Source organism: Nitrospirillum bahiense, from assembly GCF_007828025.1.
Lineage (GTDB): Bacteria > Pseudomonadota > Alphaproteobacteria > Azospirillales > Azospirillaceae > Nitrospirillum > Nitrospirillum amazonense.
This window is the reverse complement of the sequence record NZ_VITO01000015.1, coordinates 79189-92390: the sequence shown is the minus strand read 5'-3', so window position 1 is coordinate 92390 and position 13202 is coordinate 79189. Positions and strand designations below refer to the sequence as shown.

The following is a 13202-nucleotide window of genomic DNA, read 5'->3' as shown; positions in this document are numbered from 1 at the left end:
CACATGAATTAATGGCACTGGGCGCCGGGTCAGGGCACGGTGCCGCGTAATAGGGGAAAGGGCAGCCCAACCAAACGTGGCGCCCGATCCGACGAGAGCTTTGGCAGTTCACGGCATGCGTGGGGGCGGCATCCCGATCCGGGGCCGCCCCTTCGTGTTCTGGCCCTGGCCGCTGTCGTGCCCTACAGGCAGGGGTTGGAAACCGGCGGCCGGGGCACCGACAGCGCCGCCGCCAGTTCCGCCCGCAACTTGTCCAGCGACGCGGACCGCAGACCGCCCAGCATACGTTGGGCGTCGCCACCACCACATATCTTGGCCTGGGCCTCCGGTCCCCGCAAGGCGGCAGCGTCCCGCTGCTTTTTCAGCCGCGCCTCTTCCGTTGCCTTCAACGCGTCCTTGGTGATGGGCGTCAAGCTGTTGGCGACCACGAAATCGTCGAGCTGGTCCAGGCCCTCATCCATGAAGCGGCGCAGCGCGTCATCCCCGTCCTGGCGGCAGGTATCCAGACCCTCGCGCAAGGCGACATAGATTCCCCGCAGGCACAGCACGGCACCGTGGCCGCTGCGATCCTCCACCATCGTCTGCGGCTTGCCGCTGCCATCCCGCCATTGGCGGGCGACGACACCGCCGGCATAGGTGATTTCCCGCGTCTCATTTCCCCTGGCGTCCCGCCCCAAGCGCACGGTGGCACTGGCGGGAACCGGAACATCCCCCCAATCATCGGACGGCGCCGTCCCCGCCTGTGCGATCGTCGATAGGCCGACACCCAACAGTATGGTCAACATCAGAGCGCGCACGGTTTCCTCTCCACCCCAAGACGAAAGACTTCTTCGCCTGCGCCTGGTTTGTGTCGGTAAGATGGTGATCCCATCCAGCTCTGCCCGCGTCATTTTGTATCGTATGCCCAGAGGTCCCGCCCAAAGATGGATGCCATGCCTGAGATCCCGACACTCAAGACCGGACGCCTGCTGCTGCGCCCTTGGCGGCCGACCGACCGTGACGCCTTCGCCGCCCTGGCGGACGATCCCCGGGTGATGGAATTCCTCACCCCCCTGGACCGCGCCGGCAGCGACGCCCTAGTCGACCGCGTGCAAGCGCACTTCGTCCACCATGGCTTCGGCTATTGGGCGGTGGAGGTGCCGGGGGTGGCGTCCTTCATCGGCTTCGTCGGGCTGGGCACCGTGGGGTTCGAGACCGCCTTCACCCCGGCGGTGGAGATCGGCTGGCGGCTGGCCAGCGCGCATTGGGGCCGAGGTTATGCCACCGAAGCGGCGCGGGCGGTGATGCACGCGGCCTTCACCCGCTTCGGCCTGGACGAGGTGGTGGCCCTGACCGTGCCGGCCAACCGCCGGTCGCGCGCCGTCATGGAACGGCTGGGCATGGCCCATGACCCGGCGGAGGATTTCGACCATCCCCGCCTGGCCGAGGGCCACCCCCTGCGCCGCCACGTGCTGTACCGCAAACGCCGCCCTTGAACCGCCGGCTGGCTGGCCGCCGGGGGTGGCGCCGACAAGATCCTGGACGCGCCGCCGCAACCGGCGTAAGCGCTCTCCGTCCGCTGCGGCATACCGCTGCATCGGACGCCTGGGAGGGAATGGGATGGATCAGCGGACACTTGCCGCCTACGACACCGCCGCCGGGGCCTACGCCGAGGACTGGCACAGCCAGCCGGCGCCATCGGACCTGCACGACCTGATCCGCCGGCACTTCGCGCCCGGCCAGCCAACGGTCGACATCGGCTGCGGCAGCGGACGGGAGGTGGCGTGGCTGGCGGCCAACGGCTATCCGGCCGTGGGCTATGACGCGTCGGAAGGCTTGCTGGCGCAGGCGCGGGCCCGCTACCCCGGGCTGGATTTTGGCGCCGCCCGCCTGCCCGACCTGGCCGGGCTGCCCGACCGCGGCTATGCCAACGTGCTGTGCGAAACGGTGATCATGCACCTGGACACGGCGTTGATAGACGCGGCCGTGCGTCGCCTGGCCAGCCTGGTACGTCCGGGCGGCACCCTCTACCTCAGTTGGCGGGTGACCCGGGGCACCGACGCGCGCGACGGCGCCGGGCGCCTCTATGCCGCGTTCGACAGCCACCTGGTGCGGGACGCGTTGGCCGGTGCGTCGCTGCTGCTGGATGAGGAGGCGACCAGCGCCTCCTCCGGCAAGACCATCCACCGTCTGGTCGCGCGGTTCTGAAAAGGGCGCCTTTGAAAATGATAAGGGCCGGTGGATCACTCCACCGGCCCTTCATTACGCACTCAAAACAACAACAGCGAGCAGCGGCTTACGCCTCCGCCTCATCGAACCTTTTCCCCTGGGCGGGCGGCGGCTTACGCCTCCGCCTCATCGCCCTGCCCCTTGATGCGGTGGGCCAGGGCGGCCTGCAGGAACTCATCGATGTCGCCATCCAGAACGGCGCCGCTCTGGCTGGTTTCCACGCCGGTGCGCAGGTCCTTCACCATCTGGTAGGGTTGCAGGACGTAGGAGCGGATCTGGTGGCCCCAGCCGATCTCCGTCTTCTGCGCTTCCAGGTTGGCGGCGGCCTCCTCCCGCTTGCGCAGCTCCATCTCATAGATGCGGGCGCGCAGCATGTCCCAGGCCTTGGACCGGTTCTTGTGCTGGCTGCGTTCCTGCTGGCAGGCGACCACGATGCCCGTGGGCATGTGGGTCAGGCGCACGGCCGAGTCCGTCTTGTTCACGTGCTGGCCGCCCGCGCCCGAGGCGCGGTAGGTATCGACGCGAACGTCCTTCTCGTTGATCTCCACCACGATCTTGTCGTCGATGACCGGGGTGACGGAGACGCTGGAGAAGCTGGTGTGCCGGCGGGCCTGGCTGTCGAATGGACTGATGCGCACCAGGCGGTGCACGCCCGATTCCGTCTTCAGCCAGCCATAGGCGTTGTGGCCCTTGATCTGGATGGTGGAGGATTTGATGCCCGCCTCTTCACCGTTGGTCTCGTCCAGCAGTTCCACCTTGAACTTATGCTGTTCGGCCCAGCGGCTGTACATGCGCAGCAGCATCAGGGCCCAGTCCTGGGCCTCGGTGCCGCCGGCGCCGGCGTTCACTTCCAGATAGCAGTCGTTGGCGTCGGCTTCGCCTGACAGCAGGCTTTCCAGCTCCAGGGCCGCCGCACGCTTCTGCAGGGCGATCAGGCTCTGCTCGGCGTCGGTGATGATCTCCTGGTCGCCTTCCAGCTCACCCATCTCGATCAGCTCGATGCCGTCGTTCAGGTCGCGCTCCAGCGCGCGATAGCCTTCGATGGCGGTTTCAAGCTGGGTCTTTTCCCGCATGATCTTCTGCGCGCGGTCGGAATCGTCCCACAGCTTGGGGTCTTCCGACAGGGCGTTCAGTTCGTCGTAGCGGCGGAGGGCATTCTCCCAGTCAAAGATGCCTCCTTAGCAGCGTCAAGGACTGTCGCACAGCCTCGACGACCGCCTCGATCTCGGCCCGCATCGCGGTCCTCCTCGTCTCGGGTCATGAAATGGTCTTGTAACGGACCGCTTAGATAACCGCTTGGACGCCCGATTAGAACCCTGCATTTCGATGGGGGGGCTTGCGACGCCCGCCCCCTGGTGACGTGCAAAAAAGGGCGCCCCCGGGGGGACGCCCTTCAAGGTCCGGATCAACCAGGTGGGTCCCGTCAGGCGACCATGGCCAGCGAGGCCTCGTTGATCCGGCGGGTCAAGGCGTTGGCGCCATTGGTGGCGTCGGCGATCTTGGTCAGGCTTTCGCTGATGCTGGAAACGCCGTCGGCGGCGGTCTGCATGTTGCACGAGATGTCGCGGGCCACCGCGTTCTGTTCCTCCACCGCCGCCGCCATGGCGCCGGAGATGGCGTTGATGCGGTTGATGATGCCGCCGATGCCCTGGATGGCGCTGGCGGATTCCGTGGTGGCCAATTGCACCGTGCTGATCTGCTCGGCGATCTCGCCCGTGGCCTTGGCCGTCTGGTTGGCCAGGGCCTTGACCTCGCTGGCGACGACGGCGAAGCCTTTGCCGGCCTCACCGGCGCGCGCCGCCTCGATGGTGGCGTTCAGGGCCAGCAGGTTGGTCTGGCTGGCGATGTCGCTGATCAGCTTCACCACCTCGCCGATGCGCTGGGCGGCGCTCAGCAGGCCGGAGACGGAGGCGTTGGTCAGGTTCGTCTGATGCACCGCGTCCTCGGAAATCTTGGAGGCTTCCGCCATCTGGCGGCTGATCTCCTCGATCGAGGCCACCAGCTCGGTGGCGCCGCCGGCGATGGCCTGCACGTTGCCCGAGGCGATCAAGGCGGCGTTGGAGGCGTGGCTGACCTGCTCATCGGTGACGGTCATGGCGCCGGCCAGGCCGTTCAAATCCTGGGAAATCACCTTCTGCGTGGCGGCGCGGCGGTCGCGCGCCTCGACCTGCTCGGTGATGTCGGTGGCGAACTTGACCACCTTGTAGGGCTTGCCGCTGATGTCGAAGATGGGATTGTAGGTCGCCTGGATCCACACGGCGCGGCCGCCCTTGCCCAGGCGCTTGTATTCGGCCGACTGGAACTCTCCGCGCTCCAGCGCCGCCCAGAAGCGACGGTACTCGTCACTGGCCTTGCAGGCCGGGTCCACGAACATGCTGTGGTGCTGGCCCTGAATCTCCGCCAGGCTGTAGCCCAGGGCGTTCAGGAAATTCTCGTTGGCGGTCAGGATGGTGCCGTCCATCTTGAACTCGATGACGGCCTGGCTCTTGTGGATGGCCTTCAACTGGCTGCACAGGTCGTCGTTCCGCGACCGGCGCTCGGTGATGTCCGTCGCCAGCTTGATGACCTTCACCGGCTTGCCGGTGACGCCGAATACCGGGGTGTAAGTTGCCTGCAGCCAGACCTCGCGGCCGCCCTTGGCCACGCGCTTGTACTCGGCGGTCTGGAATTCACCGCGGGCCAGGCTGGCCCAGAAGTTCCGATACTCGTCGCTGTTCCGGTAGGTCGCGTCCACGAACATGCTGTGATGCCGGCCCTGGATCTCCGCCAGGGTATAGCCCATGGTCTTCTGGAAGTTCTCGTTGGCCGTCAGGATGGTGCCGTCGAGTTTAAATTCAATGATGGCCTGAGAGCGGTTGACGGCATCCAGAATGGACTTCAGATCAGAGCCCGCACCCTGTGAAAACAACCCGTTCATCATGATCGACCCCGATCTTCTCATTATTGCGCGTGGCCAGGATTTCCCGACCGGACATGCAGAAATTAGGGCCGTATCCTTAAGTTTCTCTTAAATGCACAAGACTACAAACACCCTGCATAATTATTTAAAAACAACGACTTAGCACGTCGTTCACATGCCATTCATTACTAACCTGAAGGATTGGGTCGCCTTACGGTTGAAGTCGTTTTACTGCTAACGATCTGCGCCAAAAACGGCTGGGCCGCCCCACGCTTGGTGGGACGGCCCAGCCTTTCAACAACCGATAGGGTGATGCGCGCGTCAGAAGCGATAGCCCACGCCAAAGCCGACCAGCCAGGGGTTGATGTCAACGTCCGCCTTGATGGGCGTGCCCAGGCCGGCGTTCACCGTGGCCGTGGTGTTGAGCATCAGCTTCTTCAGGTCCAGGTTCAGGGACCAGTGGTCGTCCAGCTTGTAATCGACGCCGGCCTGGAAGGCGTAGCCGAAGGTGTTGTCGTACTTCAGGCCCAGGGCATCGCCCTTGTCGACGCCGTAGAACAGCGTGTAGTTCACACCGACGCCAATATAGGGGCTGATCTTCTCATGCGGCATGAAGTGGTACTGGAAGGTCAGCGTCGGCGGCAGCAGCCAGACATTGCCCAGGTCCACCTTGCCCAGCGGCGTGCCCGACGCCTTCACATTGTGCGGCGTGGTGCCGGCGATCAGTTCCGCCGCGATGCTGTCCGTGAAGAAGTAGCTGAAGTCCACTTCCGGCACGATGGCCGTGCTGAGGTCGGTGTGGCCGGGAATGCCGGCGCCACCCAGCGACAGGGAGCTGCCGACGTCCGGCGCCACCACAAGGGCGCGACCGCGGATCAGAAAATCACCAGCGTCGGAGGCATGAGCCGCCGGGGGCACACCGTAAATCCCAGCCAAGAGCGCAGCGGCAGCCACCGTGACGGACAAGAACTTCATCACTTACCCCTCCTTGAACAGTGCGGCCGGCGAATGTTCCACCACCTTGACGCCGCACTTATTTTTCAATGAGAGGAGTTTTATTGGACTTCTGGCCGCCTATCCCTGACCTGTATCAATCGGCATCTTCCAGCGACGCAATACGGACCGGCGGAAAGGCCATGACTGGATCATCGCCTGCGCCGGCAACCAGGGCCGCCGCGATGGCGTCCAGGTCGGCGCCGTCCAGCCGCGTCAGCCCGACGGGCAGGCTGAACCCCCAGCCCATGGCCGCCAGCGCCCCGTCCAGCACGGCGGCCAGCGGCACCGGCCGCGACGGCAGATAGGCGACCGGCACGCAGGCCCACGCCCGGCCGGCGGCGTCATGCTCGACATACATCCCACCGGGCAGGACATGGCCCACCGCCAGGAAACAGGAGCCGCCCAGGGCGTCAGGGGCGAAGCAGGCCACACGCTGCCCCGCCGCCACGCGGCGCAGCACGCCGTCGTGGCGGACCGGCAGACGCACGTCCCCGGCCGCCCGGCCCCGGCCGATGGCACCGACGGAGGCCACCCACACCCAACCCGGCATACCGGTAGCCAGGGACATGGCAGGCGGCAGACAGCGGGAAGCGGGGGCGGTTTCGGGGGTCATGGCGGCGCTCCATCGACGGATAGATCTGCATTCTAACGCCGCCCCCTGACAGATCCTGTCAGCAGCATCGCCACCCTCGCCAAACCATTCGGCAGACGGTAGGGTCCCTGCCTTTCGCGCACCCGCTCGATACGCGCCTAGCTTGATACCCGCCTGGGGGAACAGCATGCTTTTCCGGATCCCAATACTGGCCGGCCTGGCCGCCGGCGCCGTCACCCCCGCCTGGGCCCATGATTGCCAGCCCTACCAGCCGGAGCCCGTGACCCTTACGGGGGAGATCACCCTGCAGCACGGCACCCGCAGCGGCGCCAAGGGCGTGACCAATGAAGACTACTACGTGCTGACCCTGCCGCAGATGATCTGCGTGGCGGGCGGCACAGCGGAAACGGATGAGGACGTGGAGTCCATCGACGCCCTTCAGCTGAAGCTGCCCCAAGGCGTCAAGCCCCCGCTGGGCCGCCGGGTGGCCGTGACCGGCACCCTGTTCCACCGCCTGGCCGATGGCCATACCGAGGTGCTGCTGACCTACGACAGCGGCAAGCCCGCGCCGTAAGGGGGGCCGGCCTACGTCTCCTCCGCCGCGTCCATCTCCGCCTTCCAGTCGGCCAGCAGGGCGTGGCGGCGGCGGGGATAGCGGTCGGCCTGCACCGTCACCTCGACGATGCGGTCGGTGCGGAAATGGCGGAAGGCCTGCCGCGTCTCGCACCACGCCGCCACCATGCGGATGCGTTCCATGAAGGCCAGGGCGAAGGGCCAGATGGTGCGGTCGCTGGCCCGCCCCTGCCCGTCGGTGTAGGCGATGCGCAGCTTGCGCTCCGTCCGGATGGCGCGGCGGATTTCCGTCAGGTCGCGCGGCTCCGTCACGCTGGGCTTCAGCGACACCGGCACCAGGCCGCTGTCCTCCGCCAGTGCCTTCAGGTCGGCGGGCAGCACGGCCGTGATCTTGGCGGTGGCGTTCTGCGCCGCCAGGCCCAGGGGGCCGTCGCCCCGCTGCGCCACCCAGCGCAGGCCCAACACCAGGGCCTCGATCTCGTCATCCCCGAACATCAGGGGCGGCAGCAAGAAGCCGGGGCGCAAGACGTAACCCAGGCCGGCCTCCCCCTCCACCGGCACGCCCTGAGCCGCCAAGGTGGCGATGTCGCGATACACGGTGCGGATGGAAATCCCCAGCTCCCCCGCCAAGTCGGCAGCCGTCACCGGCCGGCGATGGCGGCGCAGGGCCTGGATAAGGTCGAGCAGGCGGGCGGAACGGGACAAGGCGGCGGGTCCAAAGGGTCAGGGTCGCCGCCAAGATAGCCCGCCGGCCCTCAGGCCGTCTGCACCAACCCGTCCGTCACCACCGGGAAATTGACGGAGTTGGCGATGAAGCAGAAATGGTGAGCCTTGTCGTGCAGCGCCTGGGCCAGCGCCGCATCGCCACCGGCGGCGATGGTCACCGTGGGGCGCAGGGTGACCTGGGTGAAGTGGCCGTTGCCGTCCGCCGTCTCCACCATCGTGCCCTCCGCCTGGTCCTGGTAGGCGGTGACGACCAGCCCGGCGTCGGCCGCCAGGTGCAGGTACCACAGTTTGTGGCAGGCGGAGAGGGAGGCGACCAGCATCTCCTCCGGATTGTAGCGGGTGGCGTCGCCCAGGAAGGCGGGGTCGGAGGAGCCGGGGATGACCGGCTTGCCCGCCGCCTGGATCTCATGGTCGCGGGTGTAGGCGCGATAATTGGCGGTGCCCTGCCCCTTGTTCCCGGTCCAGGTGACGGTGACACGATAGGTGTGTTGCTTGCCGGCCATGATGTCGCTCCCTTTGGCTGATGGTTGTTGCCGGCATTGGAGGGGAGCCATTCCAGGGGCGCCAGAGGGAACCACCGCAGAACGGACATGCGCTCTGACCCTGGGCGGTGTACGATTTCGGACAGTATTGGGGGGGACTTTGCATCGATGACACAGAAAAGCGGCCGTATCCTGATGGTGGACGACGACCAGGACATCCTGGTGGCCGCCCGCCTGCTGCTGAAGCGGGAAGGCATCCTGGTCCATACCGAGAGCCAGCCGGATCGCATCCCGCAGCTGTTGAAGGATGAGGTGTTCGACGCCGTCCTCCTGGACATGAACTTCGCCATCGGCGCCAACACGGGGCGCGAAGGCTTCCAGTGGCTGAAACGCGTGCTGGAGATCGACCCCACCCTGTCCGTCATCCTGATGACCGCCTATGGCGACGTGGGCACGGCGGTGGAGGCGATGAAGCAGGGCGCCTGCGACTTCGTGCTGAAGCCCTGGTCCAATGAGCGGCTGGTGGCGACCCTGATGAGCGCCATGACCCTGACCGCCTCCCGGCGGGAGGCGGCGCAGCTGGGTGCGCGCAACAAGGAGCTGGCGGCAGCATTGGACCAGCCGGGGCAAACGCTCATCGGCAGCAGCCCGGCCATGGCCCGGGTACTGACCCTGGTGGACCGCGCCGCCCCCACCGACGCCAACGTCCTGATCCTGGGCGAAAACGGCACCGGCAAGGAGGTCATCGCGCGCGAGATCCACCGCCGGTCCCGCCGCGCGGATCAGGTGTTCGTGGCCGTGGACCTGGGCGCCATCGCCGAGAATTTGTTCGAGAGCGAGCTGTTCGGCCACAAGAAGGGCGCCTTCACCGACGCCAAGGAGGACCGCGTCGGCCGGCTGGTGGCGGCCAACGGCGGCACCCTGTTCCTGGATGAGATCGGCAACCTGCCCCTGTACCAGCAGAGCAAGCTCTTGTCGGTGCTGGAACAGCGGGTGGTCATTCCCGTGGGCGGCAACCGGCCCATCCCCATCGACGTGCGCCTGATTTCCGCCACCAACATGCCGGTGGAACAGCTGGAAAGCCCGGACACCTTCCGCCAGGATCTGCTGTACCGCATCAACACGGTGGAGCTGCGCCTGCCCCCCTTGCGCGACCGGGCGGACGACATCCCGGCGCTGGTCACGCATTTCATGGGACTGTACGCCCGGAAATACGCCATCCCGCCGCGCCGCCTGTCCAACGACGCGCTGGCGCGGCTGAAGGCCTATCACTGGCCGGGCAACGTCCGCGCCCTGCGCCACGCGGTTGAGCGCGCCATGATCCTGGGCGCCGGCGACGTGCTGGAGGCGGAGGATTTCTCCCTGCCGTCCGCCCCCGGCGGCGCCCCCCGGCCGGCGGCACCACCACCCATGGCACTGGCGGCGGTGGGCGATGACGGCTTTACCCTGGGCACGCTGGACCTGGAGACGGTGGAGGCGCAGGTGATCCGCCGGGCGCTGGACAAGCACCAGGGCAACATCAGCCACGCCGCCAATGAGCTGGGCATCACCCGCACCTCCCTCTACCGCCGGATGGAGAAGCATGGTCTTTAAGTCGTCGTTCAGCACGGCGCTGACCCTGCGGGTGACCCTGCTGTGCCTCAGCTGCGTGGCCCTGGGCCTGCTGCTGCAGGCCACCGACTACCACGCCACCGAGGCGCTGGTGCTGTTCCTGATCGCCTTCCAGATCGGCGGCGTGGTGCGGGTGGTGAACACCACCAACCGTGAGCTGGCGCGCTTCCTGAACGCGCTCAGCCACTCCGACTTCACGCAGAGCTTCAGCTATCGCGCCATGGGGCCCAGCTTCCAGGAACTGGGCCACGCCTTCGCCGGAGTGTTCGACAAGTTCCGCGACGCCCGCGCCGATGCCGAGCGCAAGGCCGATTACCTGAACGTGCTGGTGGAGCATGTGCCCGTGGCCCTGGCGGAGGTGCATCCCGATGGCCGCGTCAACCTGCTGAACAACGTGGCCCGCCGCCTGATCGGCCATGATGACCTGAACCGTCGCCTGGTGGACGGCGGCACCCTGGATTCGGCGCTGCGCGTGCTGGAACCGGGGAAAAGCGCCCTGCTGAAGGTGGCGGGCGGCATCACGCCCCTGCACCTGACGGTGCGCGCCACCCAGCTGACCCTGGCCGAGGGGCCGCGCCTGCTGATCAGCCTGCAGAACATCGGCGGGGAGCTGGAGGCGACGGAGGTCAAGGCCTGGTCGGACCTGGTGCGGGTGCTGACGCATGAGATGATGAACTCGCTGACGCCCGTCTCCTCCCTGGCGGGCACGGCGCAGTCGCTGCTGGCCGATCTGCGCACCCAGCTGGAGACCATCCCCGGCCTGCCGCCCGCCGTGCTGCTGGACGCCGCCGACGCGGGCGAGGCCATGGACACGGTCACCCGGCGCGCCGGTGGCCTGCTGCGCTTCGTCGAGCGCTACCGCCGCTTCACCCAGATGCCTCGCCCCAAGGTGGAGCGGCTGAAGGTGCGGGAGCTGTTCGGCCGGGTGGAACGGCTGATGGGCCCGGCGATGGCGGAGCATGGCGTGGCGCTGGAGGTGGTGGTGCTGCCGCCCTCGCTGGAGATCAGCGCCGACCCCGACCTGATCGACCAGGTGCTGATCAACCTGGTGAAGAACGCGGTGGAGGCGCTTGACGAGTGGAAGGTCGGCGGCACGGCGACCCGCGCCCCCGCCATCACCCTGGCGGGGCACCTGGACGTGACCGGCCACCTGAACCTGCTGGTACGCGACAACGGCCCCGGCATCCCGCCCGACGTGGCCGACAAGATCTTTGTGCCCTTCTACACCACCAAGCGCGAGGGCAGCGGCATCGGCCTGCCGCTTGCCCGCCAGATCATGCTGGCCCACGGCGGCACCATCGCCGCGTCGCCCGTGGAGGGCGGCGGCACGGTGTTTACTCTGCGGTTTTAACCCCGCCCCAAAGCCGCCAGCCGGTGTGCCTGATCAGGTAACGCACCCCCACCAGCGCCGCCAGGAAACCCGATGCCGCCCCCACGCCCAGGGACCAGCGCGGGCCGGCCACGTCGGCTACCCAGCCGACGATGGGGGCGCCCAGCGGCGTGCCACCCACGGCGATGGCCAGCAGCAGGGCCACCACCCGGCCGCGCATGGCGCTGTCGGTGGAGAGCTGCACCAGGCTGTTGGTGGAGGTGGTGAAGGTCTGCGCCGCCACGCCGACCACCACCAGCAGGATGCCGAACGCCCAGGTGGTGGGCATGACCGCCGCCAGGGCACATCCCGCGCCGAACAGCAGCGCGGCGCCCGTCAGCAGGGACACGGTGGGCGTGGCCCGCTTGGCCGCCAGCAGCGCGCCGGCGACGGAGCCGATGGCCATGGTCGAGCTGAGCACGCCGTACTCGTCCGCGCCGGCCCGGAATACGTGCACCGACATGGTGGAGATGAAGATGGGGAAGTTCAGGCCGAAGGTGCCGATGAGGAACAGCATCAGCAGCAAGGCCCGCAGGTCCGGCCGGCCCCAGACATAGCGGAAGCCGCCGACGAAACTGCCCCGGCTGCGCACCGCCCGCGCCCGGGGATGGATGTCCGCCGCCCGCAGCAGGCAGAGGGACCCGATGACGGCGACGAAGGAGGCGGCGTTGATCAGGAACACCCAGCCGGTCCCCACCGCCGCGATCAGCACGCCCGCCACCGCCGGCCCGATCATGCGCGCCGCGTTGAAGGAGGTGGAGTTGAGCGCCACGGCGTTGGCCAGGTCCGCCTCCCCCACCAACTCACCGATGAAGGTCTGGCGGGCGGGGGCGTCGAAGGCTGCCACGCAGCCCAGCAGAAAGGCGAAGACATAGACGTGCCACAGCTGCACCAGGCCCAGCACGGTCAAGAGGCCCAGACCCAGTGCGAGCAGGCCAGAGGCGAGCTGGGTACAGAACACCAGGCGCCGCCGGTCGAAATAATCGGCGGCGAAGCCGCTGAAGGGCAGCAGCAGGGCCAGGGGCCCGAACTGCAGGCCCATGACGATGCCGACGGCGGAGGCGCCGTTGACATGCGCCAGTTCCGTCAGCACCAGCCAGTCCTGCGCCGTACGCTGCATCCAGGTGCCGACGTTGGACACGATGGCGCCCAGGAACCACAGGCGGAAATTGCGGTTGGCCAGGGACCGGAACGTGCCGGTCGAGGCCGGGTTGGCAGGCGCCGTCATGACGCGCCCCCGTCCGGGGCATCCGCCACCAGACGCTTCAAAAGGTCGATCGCGCGGCCCAGTTCCGCCCGCTCATCCGGCGTCAGGCGGGCGCGCATGGCGCGGAACAGCCAGTCCTCATGCAAGGCACGGCCTACCCGCACCCGCTCGCGGCAGGCCGGGGTCAGATCCCACAAGGTCTGGCGCCCATCGGCGGGATCGGGGCTGCCCATCACCAGGCCCGCCGCCTCCAGCGCCGCGACGGTGGCGCCCATGGACTGTGAGCGCACCCCCTCCGCCTTGGCCAGGGCCGTCACCGTGGCCGGCCCGCCGTCCAGCCGGCGCAGCACGGCGAGTTGCGAGGGCGTCAGGTCGCCGACGTTGGCCTGCTCACGCAACTTGCGCCGCAGCTGGCCCATGACCACGCGCAGTTCCACCGCCGTCGCCATGACGGCCGGGGCATCGGGGTCGCCCGCGCCGGGCCTTTCCAAGGGATCGTTCATGCCCTGGGTTTAGCAGATACGAAGGTAAACTACAAA

General features: G+C 67.6%; 14 protein-coding genes. 5 read left to right on the top strand and 9 right to left on the bottom strand.

Annotation, left to right across the window (positions count from 1 at the left end; all coding sequences use genetic code 11):
* Positions 1-182 precede the first annotated feature (182 nt).
* Positions 183-785 (bottom strand): hypothetical protein, encoded by a 603-nt coding sequence (locus FBZ88_RS20555; RefSeq protein WP_145619022.1) that lies wholly within the window; start codon positions 783-785, stop codon positions 183-185.
* A gap of 147 nt (positions 786-932) precedes the next feature.
* On the opposite strand from FBZ88_RS20555, the gene FBZ88_RS20550 reads away from it, so the two are divergent.
* Positions 933-1475 carry a GNAT family N-acetyltransferase gene (locus FBZ88_RS20550; RefSeq protein ID WP_211102740.1) on the top strand — a complete coding sequence of 181 codons (543 nt, stop codon included), beginning with the start codon at positions 933-935 and terminating at the stop codon, positions 1473-1475.
* A gap of 124 nt (positions 1476-1599) precedes the next feature.
* Entirely contained in the window at positions 1600-2187 is a 588-nt protein-coding gene (locus FBZ88_RS20545; RefSeq protein ID WP_145619020.1) for a class I SAM-dependent methyltransferase, read from the top strand.
* Between the two features lie 134 nt (positions 2188-2321).
* Here FBZ88_RS20545 and prfB read toward each other — a convergent pair.
* The 4 genes from prfB to FBZ88_RS20525 all read right to left on the bottom strand — a co-directional run bounded on the left by prfB (position 2322) and on the right by FBZ88_RS20525 (position 6716).
* Positions 2322-3444, bottom strand: a protein-coding gene (gene prfB / locus FBZ88_RS20540; protein WP_145619019.1) for a peptide chain release factor 2 whose coding sequence is annotated in 2 segments (ribosomal slippage) — positions 2322-3374 and positions 3376-3444 — 1122 coding nt in all. Because the reading frame shifts where the segments join, the coding sequence is not laid out codon by codon here.
* A 187-nt stretch (positions 3445-3631) separates the two neighbouring features.
* The gene (locus FBZ88_RS20535; RefSeq protein ID WP_246138773.1) at positions 3632-5128 is read right to left on the bottom strand and encodes a methyl-accepting chemotaxis protein; all 1497 of its coding nucleotides are present in this window, start codon (positions 5126-5128) and stop codon (positions 3632-3634) included.
* A 300-nt stretch (positions 5129-5428) separates the two neighbouring features.
* Entirely contained in the window at positions 5429-6082 is a 654-nt protein-coding gene (locus FBZ88_RS20530; protein ID WP_145619018.1) for an OmpW/AlkL family protein, read from the bottom strand.
* A 115-nt stretch (positions 6083-6197) separates the two neighbouring features.
* Positions 6198-6716 carry a hypothetical protein gene (locus FBZ88_RS20525; protein ID WP_145619017.1) on the bottom strand — a complete coding sequence of 173 codons (519 nt, stop codon included), beginning with the start codon at positions 6714-6716 and terminating at the stop codon, positions 6198-6200.
* A gap of 166 nt (positions 6717-6882) precedes the next feature.
* Here FBZ88_RS20525 and FBZ88_RS20520 point away from each other — a divergent pair, with 166 nt between their 5' ends.
* The gene (locus FBZ88_RS20520; RefSeq protein WP_145619016.1) at positions 6883-7269 is read left to right on the top strand and encodes a hypothetical protein; all 387 of its coding nucleotides are present in this window, start codon (positions 6883-6885) and stop codon (positions 7267-7269) included.
* Between the two features lie 11 nt (positions 7270-7280).
* On the opposite strand, the gene FBZ88_RS20515 is transcribed toward FBZ88_RS20520, so the two are convergent.
* Positions 7281-7973, bottom strand: coding sequence for a helix-turn-helix transcriptional regulator (locus FBZ88_RS20515; RefSeq protein ID WP_145619015.1), 693 nt, complete (start codon positions 7971-7973; stop codon positions 7281-7283).
* A 50-nt stretch (positions 7974-8023) separates the two neighbouring features.
* On the bottom strand, positions 8024-8497 hold the full coding sequence (locus FBZ88_RS20510) for an OsmC family protein (RefSeq protein WP_145619014.1): 474 nt from the start codon (positions 8495-8497) through the stop codon (positions 8024-8026).
* Positions 8498-8644: 147 nt separating this feature from the next.
* Here FBZ88_RS20510 and FBZ88_RS20505 point away from each other — a divergent pair, with 147 nt between their 5' ends.
* Both FBZ88_RS20505 and FBZ88_RS30575 read left to right on the top strand, forming a co-directional pair.
* Positions 8645-10069: a sigma-54-dependent transcriptional regulator gene (locus FBZ88_RS20505; RefSeq protein WP_145619013.1), complete on the top strand. Its 1425-nt coding sequence runs from the start codon at positions 8645-8647 to the stop codon at positions 10067-10069.
* Entirely contained in the window at positions 10059-11438 is a 1380-nt protein-coding gene (locus tag FBZ88_RS30575) for a sensor histidine kinase (protein WP_211102739.1), read from the top strand. The genes FBZ88_RS20505 and FBZ88_RS30575 overlap by 11 nt, the downstream gene beginning before the upstream one ends.
* Here FBZ88_RS30575 and FBZ88_RS20495 read toward each other — a convergent pair.
* Entirely contained in the window at positions 11422-12684 is a 1263-nt protein-coding gene (locus FBZ88_RS20495; RefSeq protein WP_145619012.1) for an MFS transporter, read from the bottom strand. The genes FBZ88_RS30575 and FBZ88_RS20495 overlap by 17 nt on opposite strands.
* Positions 12681-13154 (bottom strand): MarR family winged helix-turn-helix transcriptional regulator, encoded by a 474-nt coding sequence (locus tag FBZ88_RS20490; RefSeq protein ID WP_246138772.1) that lies wholly within the window; start codon positions 13152-13154, stop codon positions 12681-12683. Before FBZ88_RS20490 ends, FBZ88_RS20495 begins: the two co-directional genes overlap by 4 nt.
* Positions 13155-13202: the final 48 nt, after the last annotated feature.

Bases quoted from the DNA above. Each gene is read 5' to 3' on its own strand.
- FBZ88_RS20535 (WP_246138773.1), bottom strand. From the start codon at position 5,128: ATGATGAACGGGTTGTTTTCACAGGGTGCGGGCTCTGATCTGAAGTCC.
- FBZ88_RS20545 (WP_145619020.1), top strand. From the start codon at position 1,600: ATGGATCAGCGGACACTTGCCGCCTACGACACCGCCGCCGGGGCCTAC.
- FBZ88_RS20525 (WP_145619017.1), bottom strand. From the start codon at position 6,716: ATGACCCCCGAAACCGCCCCCGCTTCCCGCTGTCTGCCGCCTGCCATG.
- FBZ88_RS30575 (WP_211102739.1), top strand. From the start codon at position 10,059: ATGGTCTTTAAGTCGTCGTTCAGCACGGCGCTGACCCTGCGGGTGACC.
- FBZ88_RS20530 (WP_145619018.1), bottom strand. From the start codon at position 6,082: ATGAAGTTCTTGTCCGTCACGGTGGCTGCCGCTGCGCTCTTGGCTGGG.
- FBZ88_RS20520 (WP_145619016.1), top strand. From the start codon at position 6,883: ATGCTTTTCCGGATCCCAATACTGGCCGGCCTGGCCGCCGGCGCCGTC.
- FBZ88_RS20510 (WP_145619014.1), bottom strand. From the start codon at position 8,497: ATGGCCGGCAAGCAACACACCTATCGTGTCACCGTCACCTGGACCGGG.
- FBZ88_RS20555 (WP_145619022.1), bottom strand. From the start codon at position 785: ATGTTGACCATACTGTTGGGTGTCGGCCTATCGACGATCGCACAGGCG.
- FBZ88_RS20505 (WP_145619013.1), top strand. From the start codon at position 8,645: ATGACACAGAAAAGCGGCCGTATCCTGATGGTGGACGACGACCAGGAC.
- FBZ88_RS20550 (WP_211102740.1), top strand. From the start codon at position 933: ATGCCTGAGATCCCGACACTCAAGACCGGACGCCTGCTGCTGCGCCCT.
- FBZ88_RS20495 (WP_145619012.1), bottom strand. From the start codon at position 12,684: ATGACGGCGCCTGCCAACCCGGCCTCGACCGGCACGTTCCGGTCCCTG.